At 75.0% G+C, this 24,423-nt stretch carries 21 protein-coding genes and 1 tRNA gene; 3 read left to right on the top strand and 19 right to left on the bottom strand.

Features of this window, described 5'->3' with window-relative positions; genetic code table 11:
• The first annotated feature begins 29 nt into the window (after positions 1-29).
• Positions 30-449, top strand: a complete 420-nt coding sequence (locus tag ACI78R_RS20365; RefSeq protein ID WP_457042071.1) for a DUF7712 family protein — start codon at positions 30-32, stop codon at positions 447-449.
• Positions 450-713: 264 nt separating this feature from the next.
• Here ACI78R_RS20365 and ACI78R_RS20360 read toward each other — a convergent pair whose 3' ends face one another.
• Both ACI78R_RS20360 and ACI78R_RS20355 read right to left on the bottom strand, forming a co-directional pair.
• Positions 714-2,051 (bottom strand): ABC transporter substrate-binding protein, encoded by a 1,338-nt coding sequence (locus tag ACI78R_RS20360; RefSeq protein WP_073422604.1) that lies wholly within the window; start codon positions 2,049-2,051, stop codon positions 714-716.
• A 164-nt stretch (positions 2,052-2,215) separates the two neighbouring features.
• The gene (locus tag ACI78R_RS20355) at positions 2,216-2,818 is read right to left on the bottom strand and encodes an ANTAR domain-containing response regulator (RefSeq protein WP_073422605.1); all 603 of its coding nucleotides are present in this window, start codon (positions 2,816-2,818) and stop codon (positions 2,216-2,218) included.
• An 80-nt stretch (positions 2,819-2,898) separates the two neighbouring features.
• On the opposite strand from ACI78R_RS20355, the gene ACI78R_RS20350 reads away from it, so the two are divergent.
• Both ACI78R_RS20350 and ACI78R_RS20345 read left to right on the top strand, forming a co-directional pair.
• A tRNA-Leu gene (locus ACI78R_RS20350) sits at positions 2,899-2,972 on the top strand.
• Positions 2,973-3,025: 53 nt separating this feature from the next.
• On the top strand, positions 3,026-4,747 hold the full coding sequence (locus ACI78R_RS20345) for an aminotransferase class V-fold PLP-dependent enzyme (RefSeq protein WP_457042070.1): 1,722 nt from the start codon (positions 3,026-3,028) through the stop codon (positions 4,745-4,747).
• Here the strand turns inward: ACI78R_RS20345 and ACI78R_RS20340 are convergent.
• The 17 genes from ACI78R_RS20340 to ACI78R_RS20260 all read right to left on the bottom strand — a co-directional run.
• Positions 4,725-5,600: an acyl-CoA thioesterase gene (locus tag ACI78R_RS20340; protein ID WP_457042069.1), complete on the bottom strand. Its 876-nt coding sequence runs from the start codon at positions 5,598-5,600 to the stop codon at positions 4,725-4,727. The two genes, ACI78R_RS20345 and ACI78R_RS20340, sit on opposite strands and share 23 nt — an antisense overlap.
• On the bottom strand, positions 5,597-7,012 hold the full coding sequence (gene pyk / locus ACI78R_RS20335) for a pyruvate kinase (RefSeq protein ID WP_073422607.1): 1,416 nt from the start codon (positions 7,010-7,012) through the stop codon (positions 5,597-5,599). The genes ACI78R_RS20340 and pyk overlap by 4 nt, the downstream gene beginning before the upstream one ends.
• Positions 7,013-7,119: 107 nt before the next feature.
• Complete coding sequence (locus tag ACI78R_RS20330) at positions 7,120-8,607, bottom strand: glutamate synthase subunit beta (protein ID WP_457042068.1); 1,488 nt, start codon at positions 8,605-8,607, stop codon at positions 7,120-7,122.
• On the bottom strand, positions 8,600-13,264 hold the full coding sequence (gene gltB / locus ACI78R_RS20325) for a glutamate synthase large subunit (RefSeq protein ID WP_457042067.1): 4,665 nt from the start codon (positions 13,262-13,264) through the stop codon (positions 8,600-8,602). Before gltB ends, ACI78R_RS20330 begins: the two co-directional genes overlap by 8 nt.
• Before the next feature lie 329 nt (positions 13,265-13,593).
• Positions 13,594-14,595: a prolipoprotein diacylglyceryl transferase gene (gene lgt / locus ACI78R_RS20320; RefSeq protein WP_457042066.1), complete on the bottom strand. Its 1,002-nt coding sequence runs from the start codon at positions 14,593-14,595 to the stop codon at positions 13,594-13,596.
• Positions 14,592-15,389 carry a tryptophan synthase subunit alpha gene (trpA, locus tag ACI78R_RS20315; RefSeq protein WP_454554773.1) on the bottom strand — a complete coding sequence of 266 codons (798 nt, stop codon included), beginning with the start codon at positions 15,387-15,389 and terminating at the stop codon, positions 14,592-14,594. Before trpA ends, lgt begins: the two co-directional genes overlap by 4 nt.
• Positions 15,386-16,738 (bottom strand): tryptophan synthase subunit beta, encoded by a 1,353-nt coding sequence (gene trpB / locus ACI78R_RS20310; RefSeq protein ID WP_457042065.1) that lies wholly within the window; start codon positions 16,736-16,738, stop codon positions 15,386-15,388. The genes trpA and trpB overlap by 4 nt, the downstream gene beginning before the upstream one ends.
• Positions 16,739-16,781: 43 nt before the next feature.
• Positions 16,782-17,591, bottom strand: a complete 810-nt coding sequence (gene trpC, locus ACI78R_RS20305) for an indole-3-glycerol phosphate synthase TrpC (protein ID WP_073422613.1) — start codon at positions 17,589-17,591, stop codon at positions 16,782-16,784.
• 60 nt (positions 17,592-17,651) lie between these two features.
• Positions 17,652-18,329 (bottom strand): Trp biosynthesis-associated membrane protein, encoded by a 678-nt coding sequence (locus ACI78R_RS20300; RefSeq protein ID WP_457042064.1) that lies wholly within the window; start codon positions 18,327-18,329, stop codon positions 17,652-17,654.
• Positions 18,326-19,858 carry an anthranilate synthase component I gene (locus ACI78R_RS20295; RefSeq protein ID WP_457042063.1) on the bottom strand — a complete coding sequence of 511 codons (1,533 nt, stop codon included), beginning with the start codon at positions 19,856-19,858 and terminating at the stop codon, positions 18,326-18,328. Before ACI78R_RS20295 ends, ACI78R_RS20300 begins: the two co-directional genes overlap by 4 nt.
• Complete coding sequence (gene hisI / locus ACI78R_RS20290) at positions 19,845-20,216, bottom strand: phosphoribosyl-AMP cyclohydrolase (RefSeq protein WP_073422616.1); 372 nt, start codon at positions 20,214-20,216, stop codon at positions 19,845-19,847. The genes ACI78R_RS20295 and hisI overlap by 14 nt, the downstream gene beginning before the upstream one ends.
• Before the next feature lie 36 nt (positions 20,217-20,252).
• Positions 20,253-20,741, bottom strand: a complete 489-nt coding sequence (locus ACI78R_RS20285) for a hypothetical protein (RefSeq protein WP_457042062.1) — start codon at positions 20,739-20,741, stop codon at positions 20,253-20,255.
• Positions 20,738-21,394 carry a hypothetical protein gene (locus ACI78R_RS20280; protein ID WP_457042061.1) on the bottom strand — a complete coding sequence of 219 codons (657 nt, stop codon included), beginning with the start codon at positions 21,392-21,394 and terminating at the stop codon, positions 20,738-20,740. The genes ACI78R_RS20285 and ACI78R_RS20280 overlap by 4 nt, the downstream gene beginning before the upstream one ends.
• Positions 21,391-23,043 (bottom strand): FAD-binding dehydrogenase, encoded by a 1,653-nt coding sequence (locus ACI78R_RS20275; protein ID WP_457042060.1) that lies wholly within the window; start codon positions 23,041-23,043, stop codon positions 21,391-21,393. Before ACI78R_RS20275 ends, ACI78R_RS20280 begins: the two co-directional genes overlap by 4 nt.
• A 10-nt stretch (positions 23,044-23,053) precedes the next feature.
• Positions 23,054-23,596, bottom strand: a complete 543-nt coding sequence (locus ACI78R_RS20270) for a hypothetical protein (RefSeq protein WP_457042059.1) — start codon at positions 23,594-23,596, stop codon at positions 23,054-23,056.
• 67 nt (positions 23,597-23,663) lie between these two features.
• Positions 23,664-24,083 carry a hypothetical protein gene (locus ACI78R_RS20265; protein WP_336029630.1) on the bottom strand — a complete coding sequence of 140 codons (420 nt, stop codon included), beginning with the start codon at positions 24,081-24,083 and terminating at the stop codon, positions 23,664-23,666.
• 117 nt (positions 24,084-24,200) lie between these two features.
• The coding region (locus ACI78R_RS20260) for an HNH endonuclease signature motif containing protein (protein ID WP_457042058.1) at positions 24,201-24,423 on the bottom strand (223 nt) is incomplete at its 5' end.

Here is a 24,423-nt window from a genome sequence, read left to right as displayed (position 1 = left end):
CCGGGGAGCCCGCGGGGTAGGCACGGGCCGTGAACTGGACCTGGGACCTGCGCAGCCGCGACGGCGGCATGAACGGCCTCGACTTCTGCCGCGCGCTGACCGCCGGTGGCTTCTCCCGCGTGCTGGTGCACGCCGCGCCCGCGCGGCTGGGCGTCCGCGTGACCGCGGACGACGACACCGTCGTCGTCCGGGGCGACGCCGACCGGGAGGGCGACTACTCCCCCGTGACGCTGCTGGAGCTCGCCGACGGCGGCGTGCGGCGCAGCGAGGTCTGGCCCGACGAGAGCCACCTGGACCTGCCGGTGCTGCTCCCCGGCGGCGAGGTCGGGGTGCTGCTGCGCTGGGAGCACGCGCCCGACCGCAGCTGGTGGCGCTGGGCGGTCGAGTTCTCCAACCACCGCGGCCGCCCGGCCGACTGGGCGCCCGAGGGGCAGCACCTGCAGCGCTGACGACGGCCCGCGGGGCGCTCGAGGCAGCTCAGGGCGCCGGAGGGCCGCCGTCCTCGCGCCGTGGTGCCCGGCCTCGTGCTGCGGGGCGAGGCCGGGCACCGCAGCGCGAGGTCGAACGGGGTCGGGCGCGTGCGGGAGCCGGCCGAGCAGCTTCCCGACGGGCCCGCCACCCGTCCGGACACGACAGCGGCCCGGCACCCCGTGAGGGGTACCGGGCCGCTGCCTGGTGTTCAGGTCACCGCTGCGGGTTGCCCCGCGGCAGGATCAACGCTGCGGGCCGATGCCCTGGTCGTTGAGGCCCTGCAGGATCCGCGAGGACTCCTCGAACCCGATGACGACGATCGCGTCGGGGTTGAAGTCGACCATCTGCTGGACCTCGGCGTCGAAGTTCGCCGCCTGCGGGTCGTAGGTGACGCTGACGATGTCGTCCTCGGAGAGACCGGCGCTGACCAGGTTGTTCAGCGTGTTCTCGGCGAGGCCGGTGCCGTAGGGGTCGTTGAGCGCGAGGATCCCCACGGTGTTGTTGCCGTCGGCGATGATCAGGTCGGCGAGAGCGCGGGCCTGCAGCGTGTCCGGCGGGGCGGTGCGGAAGTACAGCCCGTTGTCGTTGTACGTCGTGAACTGGTCCGACGTGTTGGCCGGCGAGAACTGCAGGACGCCGGCGCCGGTGATGGCGTCGATGACCGTGAGGCTCACGCCCGAGGACGCCGCACCGATGATCGCGTTGACGCCGGACTGCAGCAGCCGGTCGACGGTCTGGGTGGCGGTGTCGGTCGAGGCGTCACCGGAGTCACCCTCGACGAGCTGCACCGGCGCGCCCAGGGCGCCGCCCGCGGCGTTGATGTCGTTGACCGCCAGCTTGGCGCCGGCGACCTCCGGCGGGCCGAGGAAGGCCAGGTTGCCGGTGAGCGGCAGCAGGGTGCCGATCACCAGCGGGCCGCCCGTGGCGCCGGCCGGCGCGTAGGCCGGGCCCTCGTCGCTGGTGGCGTTGGCCTCGTCACCGGCGATGACGAACTCGGTGGCGTCGTTGTCCAGCGCGTTGTCGTCGCCGAACTGCAGCAGGCCGAAGCTCGCCGCGGCCGGCTCACCGGCGTCGGTGAAGGCCAGCGGGCCGGAGATGCCGTCGTAGTCGACGTTCCCGCCGGCGTTGATGATGTCGAGGCAGGCCTGGAAGCTGTCACACTTCTCGCCACCGGCGGTGATGCCGTTGACGTAGGCCTTGAAGACGTTGGCGTCGTTGGTGCCCGCGGCCTGCGCGGCCAGGGCGGTGACGATGACCGCGTCGTAGGTCTCGCCCGCGTAGTTGTAGTCCTGCAGGGCGGGGTCGACCTCGAGGAGCCGGTCGGTGAAGTCGGAACCGAGCTCGGTGAGGGGCGTCGTGCCCTTCATGCCGGCCAGGGAACCCTGCTCGGTGAAGTCCTCACCGAGCGCGTTGCCCATGTTGCCGTCGGTCCCGTAGATGTTGACCTGCTTCTCGGCGTCACCCGAGGCGTCTCCGCCCGAGCCGCCACCGCTGTCGTCGCTCCCGCCGCCACAGGCGGTGAGGGCGACGAGAGCGGCAGACGTGACGGCGATGCTGCGGGCGTAGGTACGCGTGCGCATCCAGCAACTCCCAGTTGTCGTACGTCGGTCCGGCGGGCCGGGCGCGAGCGCCCAGGCCCCGTCAGTCCGGAGAACGTAACCGCTGCCATAGGGAGCGGAAGGGGAGGCCAGTGGACCGTGATTAGGTCGTGACCTCCCCTGTTCCGGGCGGGTTACGGCGTCCCTCAGGAGGGTGCACCCTCCGCAGCCGCCGCGTCGGTGGCGAGGACGCGCTCGGCCAGTGCCTTCATCGAGGTGCGCTCGTTCATGGCGGTGCGCTGGATCCACCGGAAGGCCTCGGCCTCGGTCATCCCCTGCTCGGCCATGAGCCGGCCCTTGGCCTTCTCCACGACCTTGCGGGCCTCCAGGCGCTCCTCGAGCGTGCGGACCTCGTCGTCGAGGGCGGAGATCTCGGTGAACCGGGCGCGGGCGACCTCGATCGCCGGCACCAGGTCGTTCTTGGAGAACGGCTTGACCAGGTAGGCCATCGCGCCGGCGTCGCGGGCCCGCTCGACCAGCTCCCGCTGGCTGAAGGCGGTGAGCACGATGACGGGGGCGATGCGGTCGGAGGCGATCTGCTCGGCGGCGGCCAGGCCGTCGAGGACCGGCATCTGGATGTCGAGGATGACGAGGTCCGGCGTCAGTTCGCGGGCGCGGTCGACGGCCGTCTGGCCGTCCCCCGCCTCGCCGACGACGACGTACCCCTCCTCCTCCAGCATCTCCTTGAGGTCGAGGCGGATGAGGGCCTCGTCCTCGGCGATGAGGACCCGGGTCGGCTCGCTGCTCACGGGCGGAGAGCCTAGTCACGACGGCCGGGAGTGGCCCGCCGGTTAGGCTGGCCGCGCCGTGACCTCGGTCGCGGCGGGCGGCCCCCGTACCCCAATCGGCAGAGGGAGCGGATTCAAAACCCGCGCAGTGTGCGTTCGAGTCGCACCGGGGGCACCGTGCCAGGGCGGCTGCGCCGCCGCGTCCGGACCACCCAATACGGTGACGGAGTGAGCGAGCCCGTCCCCCACATGACCCCCGAGCAGTTCCGGCAGCACGGTCACGAGGTGGTCGACTGGATCGCCGACTACTGGTCCCGGCTGGAGTCCTTCCCCGTCCGCTCGCGGGTGGCCCCCGGCGACGTGCGCGCCGCGCTCCCGCCGTCGGCCCCCGAGCAGGGCGAGCCGTTCTCCGCCGTCCTCGCCGACCTCGACCGCGTCGTCCTGCCCGGGGTCACGCACTGGCAGCACCCCGGCTTCCTCGCCTACTTCCCGGCCAACACCTCCGGGCCCTCGGTCCTCGGCGACCTGCTGTCGGCGGGCCTCGGCGTGCAGGGCATGTCGTGGGTGACCAGCCCCGCGGCCACCGAGCTCGAGCAGCACGTCCTGGACTGGTTCGCCGAGCTCCTCGCGCTGCCCGCGTCCTTCCGCAGCACCGGCACCGGCGGCGGCGTCGTCCAGGACTCCAGCTCCGGGGCGAACCTCGTGGCGCTGCTCGCCGCGCTGCACCGGGCCAGCGGCGGCGCCACCGTCCGGCACGGCGTGCTGCCCGAGGAGTACACGGTCTACGTCTCCTCCGAGACGCACTCGTCGATGGAGAAGGCCGTCCGGATCGCCGGCCTCGGCACCGACGCCATCAGGATCGTCGAGGTCGACGGCGATCTCGCGATGCGCCCGGCGGCCCTGGCGGCGCGGCTGGAGCGCGACACCGCCCGCGGGTACCGGCCGGTGCTGGTGTGCGCGACGGTGGGCACGACGTCGACCACCGCCGTCGACCCGCTCGCCGCGATCGGGGAGGTCTGCCGGCGGTACGGCGCGTGGCTGCACGTCGACGCCGCCTACGGCGGCGTGAGCGCCGTCGCGCCGGAGCTGCGGCACCTGCAGGCCGGCGTCGAGGAGGCCGACAGCTACACCACCGACGCGCACAAGTGGCTGCTCACCGGGTTCGACGCCACCCTCTTCTGGGTCGCCGACCGGGCCGCCCTCACCGGCGCCCTGGCGATCCTCCCCGAGTACCTGCGCAACGCCGCCACCGAGGCCGGCGCCGTCGTCGACTACCGCGACTGGCAGATCGAGCTCGGCCGCCGGTTCCGGGCGCTGAAGCTGTGGTCGGTGGTGCGCTGGTACGGCGCCGAGGGGCTGCGGGCGCACGTGCGGTCCGGCGTCGCGCTGGCGCAGGAGCTGGCCGGGTGGGCGCGCGACGACGACCGCTTCGACGTCGCGACGCCGCACCCGCTGTCGCTGGTGTGCCTGAAGCCGCGCTGGCCGGCCGACGTCGACGCCGACGTGGCCACCATGACACTGCTGGAACGGCTCAACGACGGCGGCGAGGTGTTCCTGACCCACACCACCGTCCGCGGGCAGGTGGTGCTGCGGGTGGCGATCGGTGCCCCGACGACGACGCGGGCGCACGTCGAGCGGGCGTGGGCGCTGCTGTGCGAGGGCCACGACTGGCTGGCCGCCGACTTCGCCGAGCAGGCCGCCGAGCGCGCGCGGGCCGAGGCCGAGCGCAAGGAGGCCGAGCGCCGGGCCGCCGAGGAGGAGGCGGCCCGCCGGCACGCCGCCGAGCAGGAGGCCGCCGAGCGCGAGGCCGCCGAGCGGGCCGCGCAGCAGCCGGGTCGGGAGGAGCCGGCCGCGGAGCCCGCGGACCAGGAGCCCGCGGACCGGGAGCCCGCGGACCGAGTGCCCCGGGAGGACGCCGAGCCGGCGGCTACTCCCCCAGTGACCGGATGAGCCCCTCCTGGGCCACGGTGGCCACGTGCGTGCCGTCGGCGGCCCAGATGCTGCCGAAGCACAGCGCGCGGCCGGCCGAGGCCGCGGGGCTGTCGGTCTCGTAGAGGAACCACTCGTCGGCCTGCACCGGCGCGTGGAACCAGACGGCGTGGTCGAGGCTCGCCCCGACGTAGCGGCCGCCCCAGCCCCCGCCCTCGCGCGCCAGCCCCGCGGACAGCAACGTCAGGTCGCTGACGAAGGTCAGCGCTGCCGCGTGCACCCCGGGGTCCTCCGGCAGCCGCCCGGCCACCCGGAACCAGGCGTGCGACCGGGTGTCCGGCGGTGACTTGGGCTCCGGCGCGAACGGGTCGGCCAGCGGCCGCTGCTCGACCGCCCGGCTGATCTCCAGCGCCGGGGCGGCCACCGCGCCGTGCCCGGCGGCGTGCTCGGCGAGCGAGGCCAGGCCGTCGGGACCGGGCACGCCGGGCATGGGCCTGGCGTGGGCGACGACGGCGGCCTCCCCGGCGTGGAAGTCGGCCGTCAGCGCGAAGACGGCGACCTCCTCGCCGTGGCGGCGCTGGTGGGCGATCACCCGCCGCGTGGAGAAGGAGCGGCCGTCGCGGATCCGCTCGACGGTGTAGCGCAGCTCCTCGTGCGGGTCACCGGGCCGCAGGAAGTAGGAGTGCAGCGAGTGCACGCCCCTCCCCGCCGGCACGGTGCGGACGGCGGCCATCAGCGCCTGGCCGGCGACCTGCCCGCCGAAGATGCGCTGCAACGTCGTCGTCGGCGTCTGCCCGACGAAGACGCCGGGCTCCCGCTCCTCGAGGTCGAGGACGGTCATGAGGGCGGCGGCCTGGGTCCCGCCGCCGGTCACGAGTCCGTGCCGACTTCGTGCACCCGGATCAGGTTGGTCGAGCCGACGGTGTTGGGCGGGCTGCCGGCGACGACGACGACGCGGTCGCCGACCCGCAGGCGCCCGATCGACAGCAGCGAGAAGTCCACCTGCTCGACCATGTCGTCGGTGTGCTCGACGGCGGGCACGAGGAAGGTCTCCACGCCCCAGGACAGCGCCAGCTGGCTGCGCACCCGGGCGTCGACGGTGAAGGCCAGCAGCGGCTGGCGGGGGTGCAGGGCGGCGAGGCGGCGGGCGGTCTCGCCGGTCTGGGTGAAGGTGGCCAGCGCCTTCACGTCGAGGGACTCGCCGATGTCGCGGGCCGCGCGCACGATGGCGCCCGACCGCGACCGGGAGCGGCGCACCAGCTCGGGCACCCAGCGGTCGTCGCTCTCGACGGCGCTGATGATGCGGTCCATCGTGCGGACCGCCCCGACCGGGTAGCGGCCGACCGAGGTCTCGCCCGAGAGCATCACGGCGTCGGCGCCGTCGAGGACGGCGTTGGCGACGTCGGAGGCCTCGGCGCGGGTGGGCCGCGAGTTGACGATCATCGACTCGAGCATCTGGGTGGCCACGATGACCGGCTTGTTGCGCTCGCGGGCGGCCTGCACGGCGCGCTTCTGCACCAGCGGCACCTGCTCGAGCGCGAGCTCCACGCCCAGGTCGCCGCGGGCCACCATGATCCCGTCGAACGCCTCGACGATGGCTTCCAGGTTGGCCACCGCCTCCGGCTTCTCCAGCTTGGCGATGACCGGGACGTTCACGTCCTCCTGGCGCATGATGTCGCGCACCAGCTCGACGTCGGCCGGCGAGCGGACGAACGACAGCGCGATGAAGTCGACCGACAGGTGCAGGGCGAAGCGGAGGTCCTCCTCGTCCTTCTCCGACAGCGCGGGCACGCTGACGGCGACGCCGGGCAGCGACAGGCCCTTGTTGTTGGAGACCTCGCCGCCCTCGACGACCAGGCACCACACGTCGGGGCCGTCGATGCCGACGACGGAGAGGGCGAGCTTGCCGTCGTCGACGAGCAGGCGGTCGCCCACGCGGGCGTCGTTGGCCAGGCCCTTGTACGTGGTGGAGACGCGCTCGGCGGTGCCCTCGACGTCCTCGACGGTGATGCAGACCCGGCTGCCGGTCACCCAGGTGACCGGGCCGTTCGCGAACGTGCCGAGGCGGATCTTGGGGCCCTGCAGGTCGGCGAGGACGGCGACGGCGTGCCCCGTGGCGTCGGAGGCCTGCCGTACGCGGCGGTAGGCGGCCTCGTGGTCGGCGTGCGACCCGTGGCTGAAGTTGAGCCGGGCGACGTCCATCCCCGACTCGACGAGGGCGGTGATCTGCTCCAGGGAGCTCGTGGCCGGACCCAGGGTGCAGACGATCTTCGCGCGGCGGCTCATGGGGGGAACGCTAGTCGGCGGAGATTTCCGGAAGTGGAACGGGCAGGGCCGGGTCCCGCGGTGTCGCGGGACCCGGCCCTGGCCGGTGCCGTCCGGAGGACGACGGTTCAGCGCAGCGCGACCGCTGTCGGGGTGACCGGCCGGGGCAGCATGGAGCTGCCGGTCAGCCAGGAGTCGACGGCGCCGGCGGCGGCGCGGCCCTCGGCGATCGCCCACACGATGAGCGACTGGCCGCGGCCCGCGTCCCCGGCGACGAAGACGCCCGGCACGGTGGTCATGAACTCGCCGTCGCGGGCGACGTTGCCGCGCCCGTCGACCTCGAGCCCGAGCGCCTCGACCAGGCCCTCGCGCTGCACGCCGGTGAAGCCCATGGCCAGCAGGACGAGCTGCGCGGGGAGCTCGCGCTCGGTGCCCTCGACCTTCTGGAACCGACCGTCGACCCGCTCGACCTCGTGGATGACCAGCGCGCGCACGCGGCCCTGCTCGTCGCCGAGGAACCGCTCGGTGTTGACCGAGTACAGCCGCTCGCCGCCCTCCTCGTGCGCGGAGGAGATGCGCATGATCATCGGGTAGGTCGGCCAGGGGTTGCCCTCGGCGCGCTGGTCCGGCGGCGCCGGCATGATCTCCAGCTGGGTGACCGAGCGGGCGCCCTGCCGGTGCGAGGTGCCCAGGCAGTCCGCGCCGGTGTCGCCGCCGCCGATGATCACGACGTCGAGGCCCTTCGCGGAGATCGGCGGGTCGTCGAGCTCGCCGAGCGCCTGGCGGTTGCCGAAGGGCAGGAACTCCATGGCCAGGTGGATGCCGTCGAGCTCCCGGCCCGGCGCGGGCAGGTCGCGGCCGATGGTCGAGCCCGCGGCCACGACGACGGCGTCGTACTCGCCGCGCAGCTGCTCGGCCGACAGGTCCTGCTCCCCCGACCCGCCGACCTCGACGCCGGTGACGAAGCGGGTGCCCTCTGCGCGCATCTGGTCCAGGCGCCGGTCCAGGACGGCCTTCTCCATCTTGAACTCGGGGATGCCGTAGCGGAGCAGCCCGCCCACCTTGTCGGCCCGCTCGTACACGGTGACGTCGTGCCCGGCGCGGGTGAGCTGCTGGGCGGCGGCGAGGCCCGCCGGCCCGGAGCCGACGACGGCGACCCTCTTCCCCGTGCGCTCGGCCGGGGCCTGCGGCTCGACGTGGCCGCGCTCGAAGGCCTGGTCGATGATCTCCCACTCGATCTGCTTGATCGTGACCGGCGAGTCCTGCAGGTTCAGCACGCAGGAGCCCTCGCAGGGCGCGGGGCACAGCTTCCCGGTGAACTCCGGGAAGTTGTTCGTCGCGTGCAGCCGCTCGATGGCGTCGCGCCAGTCGTCGCGACGGGCGAGGTCGTTCCACTCCGGGATCAGGTTGCCCAGCGGGCAGCCGTGGTGGCAGAACGGGATGCCGCAGTCCATGCACCGCGCGGCCTGCTGGCGCAGCGCCGCGACCGGGTAGACGCCGTCCTCACCGTTCTGGCGGGAGAGGTAGACGTCCTTCCAGTCCAGGATGCGGACGTCGACCGGCCGCCGGGGCGGCAGCGCCCGCTCGTACTTCAGGAACCCCGTGGAGTCAGCCACGTGCGGCCTCCATCACTGCTCGATCGACGTCGGTACCGGCGGCCTCGGCGGCGCGCCGGGCCTCGAGGGCGCGACGGTAGTCGCGCGGCATGATCACGCTGAACTGCTCGGACCAGCGGCCCCAGTCGGCCAGCAGGGCGCCGGCCACCGGCGACTCGGTCTCGGCCTGGTAGCGCACCAGGACCTCGCGCAGCCACTGCGAGGACTCCCCGTCCAGCGGCTCGACGTCGACCATCTCGGTGTTCACCCGGTGCCGGGCGAGGTCGAGGACGTAGCCGATGCCGCCGGACATGCCGGCCGCGACGTTGCGCCCGGTGGGCCCGAGGATCACCGCGCGGCCGCCGGTCATGTACTCCAGCGCGTGGTCGCCGACGCCCTCGACGACGGCCAGCGCGCCGGAGTTGCGCACGCAGAACCGCTCGCCGACCCGCCCGCGCAGGAAGATCTCCCCGCCGGTGGCGCCGTAGCCGATCACGTTGCCGGCGATGACGTTGTCCTCGGCGGCGAAGGTGGCCTCCGGCGCCGGGCGGACGACGATCCGCCCGCCGGACAGGCCCTTGCCCACGTAGTCGTTGCCGTCACCGAGCAGCCGCATGGTGATGCCGCGCGGGACGAAGGCGCCGAAGGACTGGCCGGCCGACCCGGTGAAGGTCAGGTCGATGGTGCCGTCGGGCAGGCCCTCGCCGCCGAAGCGGCGGGTGACCATCGAACCGAGCATCGTGCCGACGGTGCGGTTGACGTTGCGCACCGGCAGCTCCAGGCGCACCGGCCGCGCGTCGAGCAGGGCGCCCTCGCACAGCTGGATCAGCGTCTGGTCCAGGGCGACGTCGAGGCCGTGGTCCTGGGTGCGGACCGCCCGCAGGGCCGCCCCCTCGGGCAGCGCCGGCCGGGCGAGCATCGGCGAGAGGTCCAGGCCGCTGGCCTTCCAGTGGTCGACCGCGCGCCGGGTGTCGAGCAGCTCGCTGTGGCCGACCGCCTCGTCGACCGAGCGGAAGCCCAGCTCGGCGAGGTGCTGCCGGACCTGCTCGGCGAGGAACTCGAAGAAGGTCACGACGAACTCCGGCCGCCCGGTGAACCGCTTGCGCAGCTCCGGGTTCTGCGTGGCCACGCCGACCGGGCAGGTGTCGAGGTGGCAGACCCGCATCATCACGCAGCCGGAGACGACCAGCGGGGCGGTGGCGAAGCCGTACTCCTCGGCGCCGAGCAGCATCGCGATGACGACGTCGCGGCCGGTCTTCATCTGCCCGTCGGCCTGCACCACGATCCGGTCGCGCAGCCCGTTGGCCAGCAGCGTCTGCTGCGTCTCGGCGAGACCGAGCTCCCACGGCGAGCCCGCGTGCTTGAGCGAGGTCAGCGGGGCGGCGCCGGTGCCGCCGTCGTGCCCGGAGATGAGCACGACGTCGGCGTGCGCCTTGCTGACGCCGGCCGCGACCGTCCCGACGCCGACCTCGGCGACGAGCTTGACGTTGATCCGCGCCCCGTCGTTCGCGTTCTTGAGGTCGTGGATGAGCTGCTTGAGGTCCTCGATCGAGTAGATGTCGTGGTGCGGCGGCGGGCTGATCAGGCCGACGCCCGGCGTCGAGTGCCGGGTGCGGGCCACCCACGGGTAGACCTTGCCGCCGGGCAGCTGGCCGCCCTCGCCGGGCTTGGCGCCCTGCGCCATCTTGATCTGGATGTCGTCGGCGTTGACCAGGTACTCGCTGGTGACGCCGAAGCGGCCGCTGGCCACCTGCTTGATCGCCGAGCGGCGCAGGTCGCCGTTCGGGTCGGGCACGAAGCGGTCGGGGTCCTCGCCGCCCTCGCCGGTGTTGGACTTGCCGCCCAGCCGGTTCATGGCGATCGCGAGGGTCTCGTGCGCCTCCTGCGAGATGGAGCCGTAGCTCATCGCGCCGGTCTGGAAGCGCTTGACGATCTCGCTGACCGGCTCGACCTCCTCGATCGGCACCGGCGGGCGCTCGCCCGTCCTGATCGAGAACAGGCCGCGCAGCGTGCCGGCCTCCTCCGACAGCTTGTCGACGGTCTCCGTGTAGCGCTGGAACACCTCGAACTGCCGCGAGCGGGTGGCGTGCTGGAGCAGGAACACCGTCTCGGGGTTGAACAGGTGCACCTCGCCCTCGCGGCGCCACTGGTACTCGCCGCCGGTCTCCAGCCGGCGGTGCGCCCGCTCGGTCGGGTTCTCCGGGTAGGCGCGGCGGTGCCGCATGGCGACCTCCTCGGCGAGGACGTCGACACCGACGCCGCCGAGGGGGCACGAGGTGCCGGTGAAGTACTCGTCGACGACGTCCTGCGACAGGCCGACGGCCTCGAAGATCTGCGCCATCGTGTACGAGCCGACGGTGCTGATGCCCATCTTGCTCATGACCTTGAGGACGCCCTTGCCCAGCGCCTTGACCACGTTGCGCACGGCCTGCGCCGGCTGCACGCCGGTGAGGACGCCGTCGCGGATGAGGTCCTCGATGGACTCGAACGCGAGGTAGGGGTTGACCGCGGCCGCGCCGTAGCCGAGCAGCAGCGCGACGTGGTGCACCTCGCGGCAGTCGCCGGACTCGACGACCAGGCCGACCTCCATGCGGGTCCGCTCGCGCACCAGGTGGTGGTGGACGGCGGCCGTCATGAGCAGCGACGGGATGGGGGCGCGCTTCTCGTCGCAGTCGCGGTCGGACAGCACGATCACCCGGGCGCCGGCCGAGATGGCCTTGCTGACCTTGGTGCGCAGGTCCTCGATCGCCTGCACCAGCGCGGGGCCGCCGCCGGTGACGTCGAAGTGGCCGGTGATCCGGACGGCGGCGAAGCCGGGCAGGTCGCCGTCGTCGTCGATGTGCAGGATCTTGGCCAGCTCGTCGTTGTCGATGACCGGGTAGGGCAGGTACACCTGCCGGCACGACGCCGGGGTGGCCGTGAGCAGGTTCTGCTCCGGGCCGAAGGTGCGGCCCAGGCTGGTCACCAGCTCCTCGCGGATGGCGTCCAGCGGCGGGTTGGTCACCTGGGCGAACAGCTGCCCGAAGTAGTCGTAGAGCTGCCGGGAGCGGTCCGACAGCGCCGCGATCGGGGTGTCGGTGCCCATGGAGCCGATCGGCTCGGCGCCCGAGGACGCCATCGGGGTGAGCAGGACGCGGAGGTCCTCCTCGGTGTAACCGAAGAGCAGCTGCCGGCGGACGACGGACTCGTGGCTGGGCCGCGCGCGCCGCCGCTCGGGCAGCGAGGGCAGGTGCACGAGGCCGGCGTGCAGCCAGTCCTCGTAGGGGTGCTCGGCGGCCAGGGCGCCCTTGACGTCCTCGTCGGAGACGATGCGCCCGGAGGCGGTGTCGACGAGGAACATCCGGCCCGGCTGCAGCCGGCCCTTGGCGACGACGTCGCTCGCCGGGATGTCGAGCACGCCGGCCTCGCTGGCCAGGACGACGAGGTCGTCACGGGTGCGCCACCAGCGGCCCGGGCGCAGGCCGTTGCGGTCGAGGACGGCGCCGATGAGCGTGCCGTCGGTGAACGCGACGCAGGCCGGCCCGTCCCAGGGCTCCATGATCGAGGAGTGGAACCGGTAGAAGGCCCGGCGGGCCGGGTCCATCTCGTCGTGGTTCTCCCACGCCTCCGGGATCATCATCAGCACCGCGTGCGGCAGGGAGCGGCCCGACAGGTGCAGGAGCTCGAGCACCTCGTCGAAGGTCGCCGAGTCGCTGAAGTCGCTGGCGGTGACCGGGAAGATCCGCTCCAGGCCGAGCTCGGTGGCGGGGCCGGCGGGGCCGTCGAACAGCTCGGTCTCGAGCTTGGCCTCGCGGGCGCGCATCCGGTTGCGGTTGCCCTTGATCGTGTTGATCTCGCCGTTGTGGGCGATGAACCGGAACGGGTGGGCCAGCGGCCAGCTCGGGAAGGTGTTGGTGGAGAACCGGCTGTGCACCAGCGCGATCGCCGACTCGTAGCGCTCGTCGCGCAGGTCGGGGAAGAACGCGGGCAGCTGGTCGGTGGTCAGCATGCCCTTGTAGGTGATGGTGCGGCTGGACAGCGAGACGACGTAGAGCGAGCTGCCGGCCTCGCGGGCCTCCCGCTCGGCGCGCTTGCGCAGCACGAACGAGCGCCGCTCGAGCCGGGTGACGCCGTTGACCGCGCGCGGGCCGCCGAAGGCCGCGGCGTCGGCGCGGGCGCCCATCGTCTCGGCGACGAACAGCTGGCCGAAGTGCGGCATGACGGCGCGGGCGGTCGGGCCGAGGTCGGCGCCGTCGGGGTCGACCGGCACGTCGCGCCAGCCGAGGACGGTCAGGCCCTCCTCGGCGGCGATCCGCTCGACGTCGGCGTAGCGGGCGGCCCGCTCGGCCTCGTCGGTGGGGAGGAAGGCGATGCCCACGGAGTACTCGCCCAGCGGCGGCAGGTCGAAGTCGACGCTGCCGCGCAGCAGCGCGTCGGGCACCTGGGTGAGGATGCCGGCGCCGTCGCCGGAGTTGGGCTCGGAGCCGGCGGCACCCCGGTGGTCGAGGTTGTGCAGCGCGGTGAGGCCCGCGGCCACGATCTCGCGCGAGCGGCGGCCCCGGGCGTCGGCCACGAAGGCGACGCCGCAGGCGTCCGAGTCGTTCGCCGGGTCGTAGAGGCCGGCGGCCGGCGGGGTGGCCGAGAACGGCACGGCGGTACCGGTGGTGGTGCGGGGCGCGGGGGTGGTGGACCCGGACATGATCACTCCCGTCGTCGGCGCGGACGCCGTCCAGGGGACGGCGTGGGGCTCTCGGCCCGGCCGGTGGTCAGAGGGTGCGGTGCGTCAGATGCGGTGCACAGGAGCAGGCGAGGACAGCGAGGAGCCGACCGCCGGCCGGGACACGGTGGCCCGGGCCGGTCGGGGACCGGCGGCCCCACGGGTGGTGCCGCGGGGTCGTCGTCCCGCGGGGCAGCGCTGGCCCGGTTCCGACGCGGTGACCACCCAGGATCACTGGGGGATCTGAACGGAAGGGTACACAGCCGTAACACCCCGCTCACCGGCGTAAACCGGTTCGTCGGCGCGTCCCGTCAGGGCGTCCCTGGCGTGTCGTGAGACCGGTCACTCCCCCGCGACCGGCGGCCGGCATCGGTGCTGGTGGAGGCCTCGTCGGCGTCCTCCCGGACCACGGCTGCGGTGTCGTCCGCATCACGGTCCGAGGTGCCGCCGGCGGCGAGGCCGGCCGTGCGACCGGGGTCGTCGCCGATCCCGTCGCCGTCCCGGTCGAGCACCTCGCGGGGGCGGCCGCGCTGCCAGACCAGATAGGCCACGGCGAGCAGTCCGACCACGACGCAGGTGACCACGTTGAGCCGGACGCCGAACAGGCGGTTGGCGTCGTCGATGCGCAGCGCCTCGATCCACACCCGGCCGGCGCAGTACAGCGCGACGTAGAGCGCGAAGGCGCGGCCGTGGGAGAGCCGGAAGCGGCGGTCGGCCCACACGACGACGGCGGCCGCGGCGAGGTTCCACAGCAGCTCGTAGAGGAACGTCGGGTGGAAGGTGGCGAACTGCTCGTAGCCCCGCTGGCGGTGCTCGGGGTCGATCTCCAGCGCCCAGGGCAGCGTGGTGGGCCGGCCGAAGAGCTCCTGGTTGAACCAGTTGCCGAGCCGGCCGATGGCCTGGGCCACGAGCAGGCCGGGGGCAATCGCGTCGCCGAAGGCCGGCAGCGGGATGCCGCGGCGGCGGCAGGCGATCCAGGCGCCGACGCCGCCGAGGGCGATGGCGCCCCAGATGCCCAGGCCGCCCTCCCAGATGTAGAGCGCCCGCACCGGGTCGCCGCCCTCGCCGAAGTAGGGCTGCGGCGTGGTGATCACGTGGTAGAGCCGACCGCCGAGGATGCCGAAGGGCACCGCCCAGATGGCGATGTCGAGCACCTCACCGGGCCGCCCGCCGCGGGCCACCCAGCGCTTCTCGGCGATCCAGCAGGCGGCGACGATGCCGGCGATGATGCAGAACGCGTAGGCGCGCAGCGGGAACGGCCCGAGGTGCCAGACGCCCTGCGACGGGCTCGGGATCGCGGCGAGGACGGTCACGGGCGCACCGCCTGCCGGCGCACGCCCTCGGCGAGCTCCTGCGACAGCCGCCGGACGCCGTCGGCGCCGCGGCCCTCGAGCATCTCGCGCACGTAGGCCGACCCGACGATGACGCCGTCGGCGAAGCCGGCCACCTCGGCGGCCTGGTCGCCGTTGGAGACGCCGAGGCCGACGCAGACCGGCACGTCGGTCACCGCCCGGGTGCGCGTCACCAGCGTCTCGGCCGCGTCGCCGACCGTGGCGCGGGTGCCGGTGACGCCCATGGTGGAGGCGGCGTAGACGAAGCCGCGGCAGGCCGCGGTGGTGGAGCGCAGCCGGGCGTCGGTGGACGACGGCGCGACGAGGAACACCCGGTCCAGGCCCCGCTCCTCGGACGCCGCGAGCCAGGCGCCCGCCTCGTCGGGGATGAGGTCGGGGGTGATGGCGCCCGCTCCCCCGGCGGCGGCGAGGTCCGCGGCGAACCGCTCGACGCCGTAGCGCTCGATGGGGTTCCAGTAGCTCATGACCACCGGCACCGCGCCGGCGGCGTCCACGGCCTCGACGGCGCGCAGCACGTCGCGGATGCCGACGCCGGCGCGCACCGCGGGCTCCACGGCCTGCTGGATGACCGGGCCGTCCATGCCGGGGTCGGAGTAGGGGACGCCGATCTCGACGACGTCGGCCCCGCCCTCCACGGCCGCGACCATCCCGGCGATCGACGCCTCGACGTCGGGGTAGCCCACCGGCAGGTAGGCCACCAGCGCGGCCCGGCCCTCGGCGCGCGCGGCGCGGATGCGCTCCTCCAGGCGGCTCACGCCACTCCCCCAGCGTCCTGGCCGGGCACCGCGTCGCCCGAGGTGACGGCGCCCTCGGTCGCGTGCTGGTCGGTGTCCATCCCGGGGCCGGGGTCGACCTCGCTGCGGTCGCCGAGGCCGAACCAGCGCGACGCGGTCTCGACGTCCTTGTCGCCGCGGCCGGAGAGGTTGACCAGCAGCAGCGCGTCGGGGCCCAGTTCCCGGCCCAGCCGCATCGTGCCGGCCAGGGCGTGCGCCGACTCGATCGCCGGGATGATCCCCTCGGTGCGGCACAGCAGCGCGAAGGCTTCCATGGCCTCGGCGTCGGTGACCGGGCGGTACTCGGCGCGGCCGATGTCGTGCAGGTGGCTGTGCTCGGGGCCGACGCCCGGGTAGTCCAGGCCCGCGCTGATCGAGTGCGACTCGACGGTCTGGCCGTTGTCGTCCTGCAGCAGGTACGAGCGGGCGCCGTGCAGCACGCCCGGGGCGCCGCCGGTGATGGTGGCGGCGTGCCGGCCGGTGTCGACGCCGTCGCCGCCGGCCTCCAGCCCGATCAGCCGCACGCCGTCGTCGGGCACGAAGGCGGTGAAGATGCCGATCGCGTTGGAGCCGCCGCCGACGCAGGCGAGGACGGCATCGGGCAGCCGGCCCTCGCGCTCGAGCACCTGGGCGCGCGCCTCGTCGCCGATGACCCGCTGGAAGTCGCGGACCATCGCCGGGAACGGGTGGGGCCCGGCGACGGTGCCGAAGACGTAGTTCGTCGTCTCGACGTTGGTCACCCAGTCGCGGAACGCCTCGTTGATGGCGTCCTTGAGGGTGCGCGAGCCGGTGGTCACCGGCACCACCTCGGCGCCGAGCAGCCGCATGCGGGCGACGTTGAGCGCCTGCCGGCGGGTGTCCTCCTCGCCCATGTAGACGGTGCAGGACAGGCCCATGAGGGCCGCGGCGGTGGCCGTGGCGACGCCGTGCTGGCCGGCGCCGGTCTCGGCGATGACGCGCTGCTTGCCGATCCGCTTGGTGAGCAGCGCCTGGCCCAGCACGTTGTTGATCTTGTGCGAGCCGGTGTGGTTGAGGTCCTCGCGCTTGAGCAGCACCCGCGCGCCGCCGCAGTGCTCGGCGAAGCGGGGCACCTCGGTGACCGGGCTGGGGCGGCCGGTGTAGTCGCGCTGGAGGGCGGCGAACTCGGCGAGGAACGCCGGGTCGACGCGCATGGCCTCGTAGGCCTCGGTGAGCTCGTCGAGCGCGGCGATCAGGGCCTCGGGCACGAAGCGGCCGCCGAAGACGCCGAAGTGGCCCGTGGCATCCGGCCAGGACGGCCGCGCCGGCGGGGCGGGTCGTTCCTCGGTCGGGTGCACGGCGCTGCTGGTCATGCGCCCAGTGTCCCGCGCCCGGCGGCGCTGGTGGTGGAGGGGGTCAGCGGGTCGTGCGCGGCACGGCGGGGTGCGACCCGGCGGTGACCAGGTCGGCCACGGCCTGCCGGGCGTCGCCGGCGGTGACCAGGCCCTCGCCGACCAGCACCGCGTCGGCGCCGGCGGCGGCGTAGGCGATGAGCTCGCGCGGGCCGCGGACGCCGGACTCGGCGACCTTGACGATCCCCGACGGCAGGCCGGGGGCGATCCGCTCGAAGGTGCCGAGGTCGACGGCGAGGGTGGTGAGGTCGCGGGCGTTGACGCCGATCACCGAGGCGCCGGCGTCCAGCGCCCGGTCGGCCTCGGCCTCGGTGTGCACCTCGACCAGCGCGGTCATGCCGAGGGACTCGACCCGCTCGAGCAGGCCCAGCAGGGCGTTCTGCTCGAGCGCGGCGACGATGAGCAGGACGACGTCGGCACCGTGGGCGCGGGCCTCGTGCACCTGGTAGCTGCTGACGACGAAGTCCTTGCACAGCACCGGCACGTCGACCGCGGCGCGGACGGCCGCGAGGTCGGCGTGCGAGCCGCCGAACCGGCGCCGCTCGGTGAGCACGCTGATGACCCGGGCGCCGCCGTCGGCGTACTGGCGGGCGAGCACCGCCGGGTCGGGGATGTCGGCCAGCGCGCCCTTGCTGGGGCTGCGGCGCTTGACCTCGGCGATGACGCCGACGCCGGGGGCGCGCAGGGCGGCGAGCGCGTCGCGGGCGGGGCGGGCGTCACGGGCGGCGGCCCGCACCTCGGCCAGCGGGGTGGCCGCCTCGCGCGCCGCGACGTCCTCGCGGACGCCGGCGACGATGTCGTCGAGGACGGTCACACCGCCTCCTCGCTGCTGGGGGTCGGCCGGTCCCGGTGCCGGTCGGACGGTGGACCCAGCCTAGCGACGGCGGCCCGGGGCCCCGGCCGCCGGGTCGCCGGCGGTCCCCCCGGCGCCGTCCCCCGGCCGGTCCCCGTCGGTCCTGTCGTCGGTCGGGTCGCCCGTCGGGTCGTCGGTCGGGTCGTCGCCGCGGTCGAGGGCGCGCCAGGCGTCGAGCGCCCGGTCCTCGTCGGTGCGCGGACGGGCGGGCGCCGGCGCGCCCGCGCGCTCGTAGCGGCGGCCCATGCCGGGCCAGCGCCGCCCGCGCAGCACGACCAGCACCCCGGCCGCGACCGCGACGGCGGCGGCCACCAGGACCAGCACCGGCCAGGCCGCGGCCACCTCGGCGGACCGCTCCTCCCCCGCTCCGGCGGTGCCCGGGTCGGCGCCGCCGGTGAGCACGCGCAGCCCCGACCAGGCCAGTGCCCCGCCGGCCAGCACCACGAGCACGCCGACGGCGACCCGCCCGGCGCCGCGCACGGCGAGCACCGCGACCGCGGCGGCGAGCAGCAGCAGGCCGGCGGCCGGGACCAGCGGCGCGAGCGAGGACCCGGTGAGCGTCTCGGTGACCGGGGGCAGCGGCGGGCGCCGGGTGACGGTCACCGTCGACCAGGTCTGCCCGCCGGCCGACAGCGCCAGCGCGCCGGCCAGCGCGCAGCCGGCGAGCGCCGTCCCCGCCTCCCGCCGGGCGGTGCTCACCGGACCTCCCGCATGCCCTCCGCCGTCGCGATCGCCGACAGCACCGCGCGCGCCTTGTGCCGGGTCTCGGCCTCCTCGGTGGCGGGGTCGCTGTCGGCCACGACGCCGGCGCCGGCCTGCACGTAGGCGCGGCCCTGGTGCAGCACGGCGGTGCGGATGGCGATGGCCATGTCCATGTCGCCGCTGGCGTCGACGTAGCCGACGGTGCCCGCGTACAGCGCCCGCCGGGTGGGCTCCAGCGACTCGATGATCTCCATGGCCCGCGGCTTGGGGGCGCCGGAGACGGTGCCCGCCGGGAACGTCGCGTCGAAGACGTCGAGGGCGTCGCGGCCGGGCTCGACCTCGCCGGAGACGGTCGAGACCAGGTGCATGACGTGGCTGTAGTACTCGACCCGCATGAAGTCGGGCACCTCGACCGTGCCCGGCACGCACACCCGGCCGAGGTCGTTGCGGGCCAGGTCGACGAGCATGACGTGCTCGGCCCGCTCCTTGGGGTCGGCCAGCAGCCCCTCGGCGAGGCGGATGTCCTCCTCCTCGGTGACCCCGCGCGGGCGGGTGCCGGCCGGCGGGTGGACGACGGCGGAGCTGCCGGTCACGGTGACCAGCGCCTCCGGGGAGGACCCGACGACGTCGAACGGCGACTCCCGCCCCGCGAAGCGCAGCAGGTACATGTAGGGCGAGGGGTTGGTGGCGCGCAGCACCCGGTACAGGTCGAGCGCGTCGACGCCGGTGTCGGTCTCGAACCGCTGCGCGAGCACGACCTGGAAGGCGTCGCCGGCGCGGATGTGCTCGCGCACGGTCTCGACGCCGGCCTCGAACTCCCCCGGCGCCATGGTGCTGCGCACCGGCGGCGGGTCGGCCGGGGTGAAGGTGGCGACGCCCGGCGGGACGGCCTTGGTGAGGTCGGCGGCCATCGCGTCGAGGCGGGCGACGGCGTCGTCCCAGGCGGCCTCCCGGGCGGCGTCCCCGGCGGCGTCCCCGGCGGCGGCGCCGGGCAGCGCGTTGGCGATGAGCAGCACCGTGCCGTCGGTGTGGTCGAGGACGGCGAGGTCGGTGACCAGGCTGAGCGCGAGCTCGGGCATGCCCAGGTCGTCGGTGGCCGTGGCGGGCAGCCGCTCCAGCCGCCGGACGACGTCGTAGCCCAGGTACCCGACCAGTCCGCCGGTGAGCCGCGGCAGGCCCGGGGTGCGCGGCGAGCGCAGCCGGCGGGCGAGCGTGCGGACGGCGGCCAGCGGGTCGTCGGGCAGGTCGTCGGTGAGGCCGGGCAGCGGGTCGCCGAGCCACAGGGTGCGGCCGTCGCGCTCGGTCAGCACGCCGGAGCTGCGCACGCCGACGAAGCTGTAGCGCGACCACCGCTTGCCCTGCTCGGCGGACTCCAGCAGCACGGTGCCCGGGCGGTTGCCGGCGAGCTTGCGGTACACGCCGACGGCGGTCTCGCCGTCGGCCAGCAGCCGCCGGGTGACCGGCACGACCGCCTGCTGCGCGGCGGCGAACTCCTCGCGCGAGGGCGTGGTCTCACCGAGCCGCACGGCCGGCCCCCAGGTCGCGGTGGAAGCAGCTGCGCTCGCCGGTGTGGCAGGCCGGGCCCTCCTGGTCGACGAGGACCAGCAGCGCGTCGCCGTCGCAGTCCAGGCGCACGTCGCGCACCCACTGGCGGTGCCCGGAGGTCTCGCCCTTGACCCAGTACTCCTGCCGGCTGCGCGACCAGTAGGTGGCCCGGCCGGTGGTCAGCGTGCGGTGCAGGGCCTCGTCGTCCATCCAGGCGACCATGAGGACCTCACCGGTGTCGTGCTGCTGGACGACGGCGGCGACGAGCCCGGCGGGGTCGCGGGTCAGGAGCGCGGCCACCTCCGGGTCCAGCCCGGAGGCGGTGGGGACGGCGGACATGCGCCCGATCGTCCCACCGGGCGGGGGCGGCGCCGCTCAGCGGGCCTGCGGGACTCCCCCGGCGGAGGCCCGGGCGGCCAGCCACGCGGTCGTGGACGCCGCCCGGGCGCGCGAGGCGACCCACAGCGCCACCACGCCGGGCAGGGCTGCCAGGAGCCCGGCGAGGACGAGCCCGTCGCCGTCCTCACCGGCCAGCATCCCGGCGGCCAGCGCCAGCAGCCAGTAGAGGGTCACCGCGACCTGCACCGCGACGGCGACGTACAGCAGGCCCCGCCCGGCGCCGGTGAGCAGCAGCAGCGCACCGCCCAGGAACAGCAGGCCGGCGACCAGGGTGACGCCGAGGACGGGCACGAGGACGTCGAAGAGGACGGCGGCGAGCCCGTCGAGCTCCCGCCACGGCACCGACAGCCCGACCAGGAGGGCGAGGAACCCGCCCGGCAGCGCGGCCAGCGCCAGCACGACCGCCGTCCAGCCGGCCTGGTGGACCGACCCGGGCCGCGGCGGGAGCGGGATCCTGCCGGTCATCGCCGGACGGCCTCGTCGGTGCCGGCGGCCCACCGCCGGACCGGGCCGACGAGCAGCAGGCCGAGGGCGACGGCGGGCGCGGCGGTGAAGAACAGCACCCCGACGACGAGCACCGCGGCCGGGCCGACGACGTCGTCCGAGAAGCCGTCGAGCGTGCTGAGCCGGACCACCCAGTACAGGGAGAGCGCGAGCTGGACGCCGAGCGCGGCGACCAGCGTCGCCCAGGTCCCCCGGCCGCGGCGGTTGAGCACGAGGACGCCACCGACCACCAGCGCGACGGCCGACAGCAGCTGCACGACGGTCACGACGGTCGCCTCGGTGACGAGCGCGTCGGCCTGCGCGTCGCCGCCGAACTCGGTGGCGAGGAACCCGAACGTGCTGGCCAGCAGGAGCAGGTAGGCCGAGGAGAGGGCCACCGCGGCCGCCTGCACGAACGACAGCACCGCGGCCGCCACGACCTGCCCGGGCCGGCGCGGGCGGGCCGGTGCGGGGGGCCCGTAGGTCGGCCACTGCTGTGGGGGCCAGCCGTACCCGGGCGGGGCCCAGCCGCCCGGGTACGGCTGCGGCGGCGGGGCGGAGGCCGGCGGCCCGGCGTAGGCGACCGGCTCGGTCTCCGTGGCCGGGTCCGACCAGGGTCTGGCCGGGTGCGTCACAGGGCGGCCGCCAGCGCGCGGCCGGCCACCCGCCCGGAGAAGAGGCAGCCGCCGAGGAAGGTGCCCTCGAGCGAGCGGTAGCCGTGCACGCCGCCGCCGCCGAACCCGGCGACCTCGCCGGCGGCGTACAGGCCGGGGAACACCTCGCCGCCGGGCCGCAGCACGCGGCCGGACAGGTCGGTCTCCAGCCCGCCGAGGGACTTGCGGGTGAGCAGGTTGAGCCGGACGGCGATGAGCGGGCCGGCCTCGGGGTCGAGCAGCCGGTGCGGCGGGGCGACGCGGATGAGCTTGTCGCCGAGGTAGTTGCGCGCGCCGCGGACGGCGGTCAGCTGCAGGTCCTTGGTGAAGGCGTGGTCCACCGCGCGGTCGCGGGCGAGCACCTCGCGCTCGACGGTCGCGAGCTCGATGGCCGGGCTGCCGCCGGTGACCCGGTTCATCCCGGCGACGAGCTCGGGCAGCGAGGTGGCGGTGACGAAGTCCTCGCCGCGGTCGAGGAACGCCTGCACCGGCGCCGACACGCCCGCCTTGACCCGGTTGAGCAGGAGGCGGACGTCCTTGCCGGTCAGGTCCGGGTTCTGCTCGGAGCCCGACAGCGCGAACTCCTTCTCGACGATCTTCTTCGTCGCGACGAACCAGGTGTGCTCGTGGCCGGTCTGCCCGATGTGGGCGAGCGTGCCGAGGGTGTCGAAGCCGGGGAACAGCGGCACCGGCAGGCGGTTGCCGGTCGCGTCGAGCCACAGCGACGAGGGCCCGGGCAGGATCCGGATGCCGTGGCGCGCCCACACCGGCGAGTGGTTGGCGATGCCCTCGGTGTAGTGCCACATGCGGTCGGCGTTGACGACGTTGGCGCCCGCGGCCTGGGTGGCCTCGAGCATCAGCCCGTCGACGTGCGCGGGCACGCCCGACAGCAGCCGCTGCGGCGCCGGCCCGAGGCGGGCCGGCCAGTTGCGGCGCACCAGGTCGTGGTTACCGCCGATGCCGCCGGAGGTGACGACGACGGCCTGCGCACCGATCTCGAACTCACCCGCCGCAGTGCGTGAGCTGGCCTCCCCGCGGGCGGCGTCGCTGGGCTCGAGCACCTCGCCGCGCACGCCGGTGACCGCGCCGTCGGTGACGACCAGGCCGGTGACCCGGTGGCGGAAGCGCAGCTCCACCAGGCCGCGGTCGACGGCGGCGCGCACCCGCCGGGCGAAGGGCTCGACGATGCCGGGGCCGGTGCCCCACACGATGTGGAAGCGCGGGACCGAGTTGCCGTGGCCGGTGGCGGTGTAGCCGCCGCGCTCGGCCCAGCCGACGATCGGGAAGAACCCGATGCCCTGCTCGCGCAGCCAGGCGCGCTTCTCGCCGGCCGCGAACTGCAGGTAGGCCTCGGCCCACTGCCGCGGCCAGTGGTCCTCGGCGCGGTCGAAGCCGGCGGTGCCGAACCAGTCCTGGCGGGCGAGCTCCAGGGAGTCGCGGACCCGCAGCCGCCGCTGCTCGGGCGAGTCGACCAGGAACAGCCCGCCGAAGGACCACCAGGCCTGGCCGCCGAAGGAGGCCTCCGGCTCCTGCTCGACGAGCACCACCCGCTTGCCGGCGTCGGCCAGCTCGGCGGTCGCCACCAGCCCGGCCAGCCCGGACCCCACCACGACGACGTCTGTGTCAGCCACGGGCGGCACGCTAGCGGCCGCGGCTCCCGGTGCGGCCGGGACGAGCCGGGGCGGGGGCCGGGTTCCCCCGGCCGGGCCGCGTCCACTCCCGGATCGGGCGGCGCACCGCGAGCACCAGGCAGCCGAGCGGGCCGGCGAGCAGGAGCAGCGACCACCCCACCCCGCTGCCGTCGCCGATGGCGCCGAACAGCAGCGCGGAGGCGAGCAGCAGGAGCATCGGCAGCACGGCGGCCAGCGCCAGCACCAGCCAGCCGCGGCCCCGGCCGCGCAGCACGAGGGCGGCCCCGGCGAGGGCCAGCAGCGCCAGCGCGGCGGAGACGACGACGTACCAGTGCAGGCCCGGGTCGGGCTCCCACAGCAGCCAGCCGAGGTAGAGGTCCTCGGCGGCGACGAGCAGGCCGAACACGGCGGCGAACGGCGCGGTGAGCGGGCGGCCCGGCGGGAGCGGCGGCGGACCGGTCCGCCGGACCGCCGACGACGGCGCGGCCGCCGCACGGGGCGAGCGGCGGGTCGTCGTCCGGGTCGCCGTCCGGCGGGAGGAGGACGACGGCATGCCGCGCAGCGTAGGAGCGCCGCCTGGACGGTCCCTGTCAGCCCCGCTCTCGTCAGGCCCCGTGTCGTCAGGCCCGGCGGCCGCGGCGCGCCGCCCGGGCCTCGGCCGACCAGCGGCCCACCGCCGGCGTCATCGCCAGCGCCGCGGCGACGACCGGGCACAGGGCCAGCACGAACGGCCCGGCACCCACCGACTGCCCGACCGACGCGGAGATCACGGCGATCAGCACGGCCCCGGCGACGGTGGCGAGCGCGGCGACCACCAGCGGGACGCGGCCGCGCCGCAGCAGGAACCAGCCCAGGGCGAACAGCTGCAACAGCGGCAGGAGCAGCAGCAGGCCGGTCTCGAGCCAGTTGCGCCCCGCGTCGGCCTCGAGGCCGCCGAGCGCGATGACCAGGAACGCCACCACGACGAGCGGCAGCACGCCGAGCGCGGCGACGATGGCCGCGGCCAGGGCCGGTCCGGGGATCCGCGAGGGCGCGCTCATGCGGCGCAGCCTAGGAGACCGGTGATCACGCCGGTCGCCTCGTGGACCGCTACCCGTCCGGCGGGCATGCCTGCGGGCCGCCGTCCGGGGTGGGCGGCGGCGCGGCGGGTCGGGGGGTCAGGTGCGTAGCCGGGTGGTGGCGATGAGGATCTCGGTGCCGTCGGGCCGCCAGGTGCGCCACCGGCCGCCGATACGTTGCACCCGGTAGCCGTGGTGGACCTTGGTGTGGTGGCGCTCGCAGAGCAGGGCGGAGTTGCCGAGGCTGGTCTGGCCGCCGTGTGCCCAGTGCAGGAGGTGGTGGACGTCGCAGAACCAGGTCGGGGCCTGGCAGCCGGCGAAC

It is taken from the genome of Geodermatophilus sp. SYSU D01106, from assembly GCF_054049995.1.
This window is presented reverse-complemented; position numbering and strand designations above follow the sequence as displayed.

What these genes read in the sequence shown, in the direction of transcription:
- ACI78R_RS20360 (WP_073422604.1), bottom strand. Translation starts at nt 2,051, where the DNA reads ATGCGCACGCGTACCTACGCCCGCAGCATCGCCGTCACGTCTGCCGCT.
- pyk (WP_073422607.1), bottom strand. Translation starts at nt 7,012, where the DNA reads ATGAGCCGCCGCGCGAAGATCGTCTGCACCCTGGGTCCGGCCACGAGC.
- gltB (WP_457042067.1), bottom strand. Translation starts at nt 13,264, where the DNA reads ATGTCCGGGTCCACCACCCCCGCGCCCCGCACCACCACCGGTACCGCC.
- trpB (WP_457042065.1), bottom strand. Translation starts at nt 16,738, where the DNA reads ATGACCAGCAGCGCCGTGCACCCGACCGAGGAACGACCCGCCCCGCCG.
- hisI (WP_073422616.1), bottom strand. Translation starts at nt 20,216, where the DNA reads ATGTCCGCCGTCCCCACCGCCTCCGGGCTGGACCCGGAGGTGGCCGCG.
- ACI78R_RS20285 (WP_457042062.1), bottom strand. Translation starts at nt 20,741, where the DNA reads ATGACCGGCAGGATCCCGCTCCCGCCGCGGCCCGGGTCGGTCCACCAG.
- ACI78R_RS20270 (WP_457042059.1), bottom strand. Translation starts at nt 23,596, where the DNA reads ATGCCGTCGTCCTCCTCCCGCCGGACGGCGACCCGGACGACGACCCGC.
- ACI78R_RS20265 (WP_336029630.1), bottom strand. Translation starts at nt 24,083, where the DNA reads ATGAGCGCGCCCTCGCGGATCCCCGGACCGGCCCTGGCCGCGGCCATC.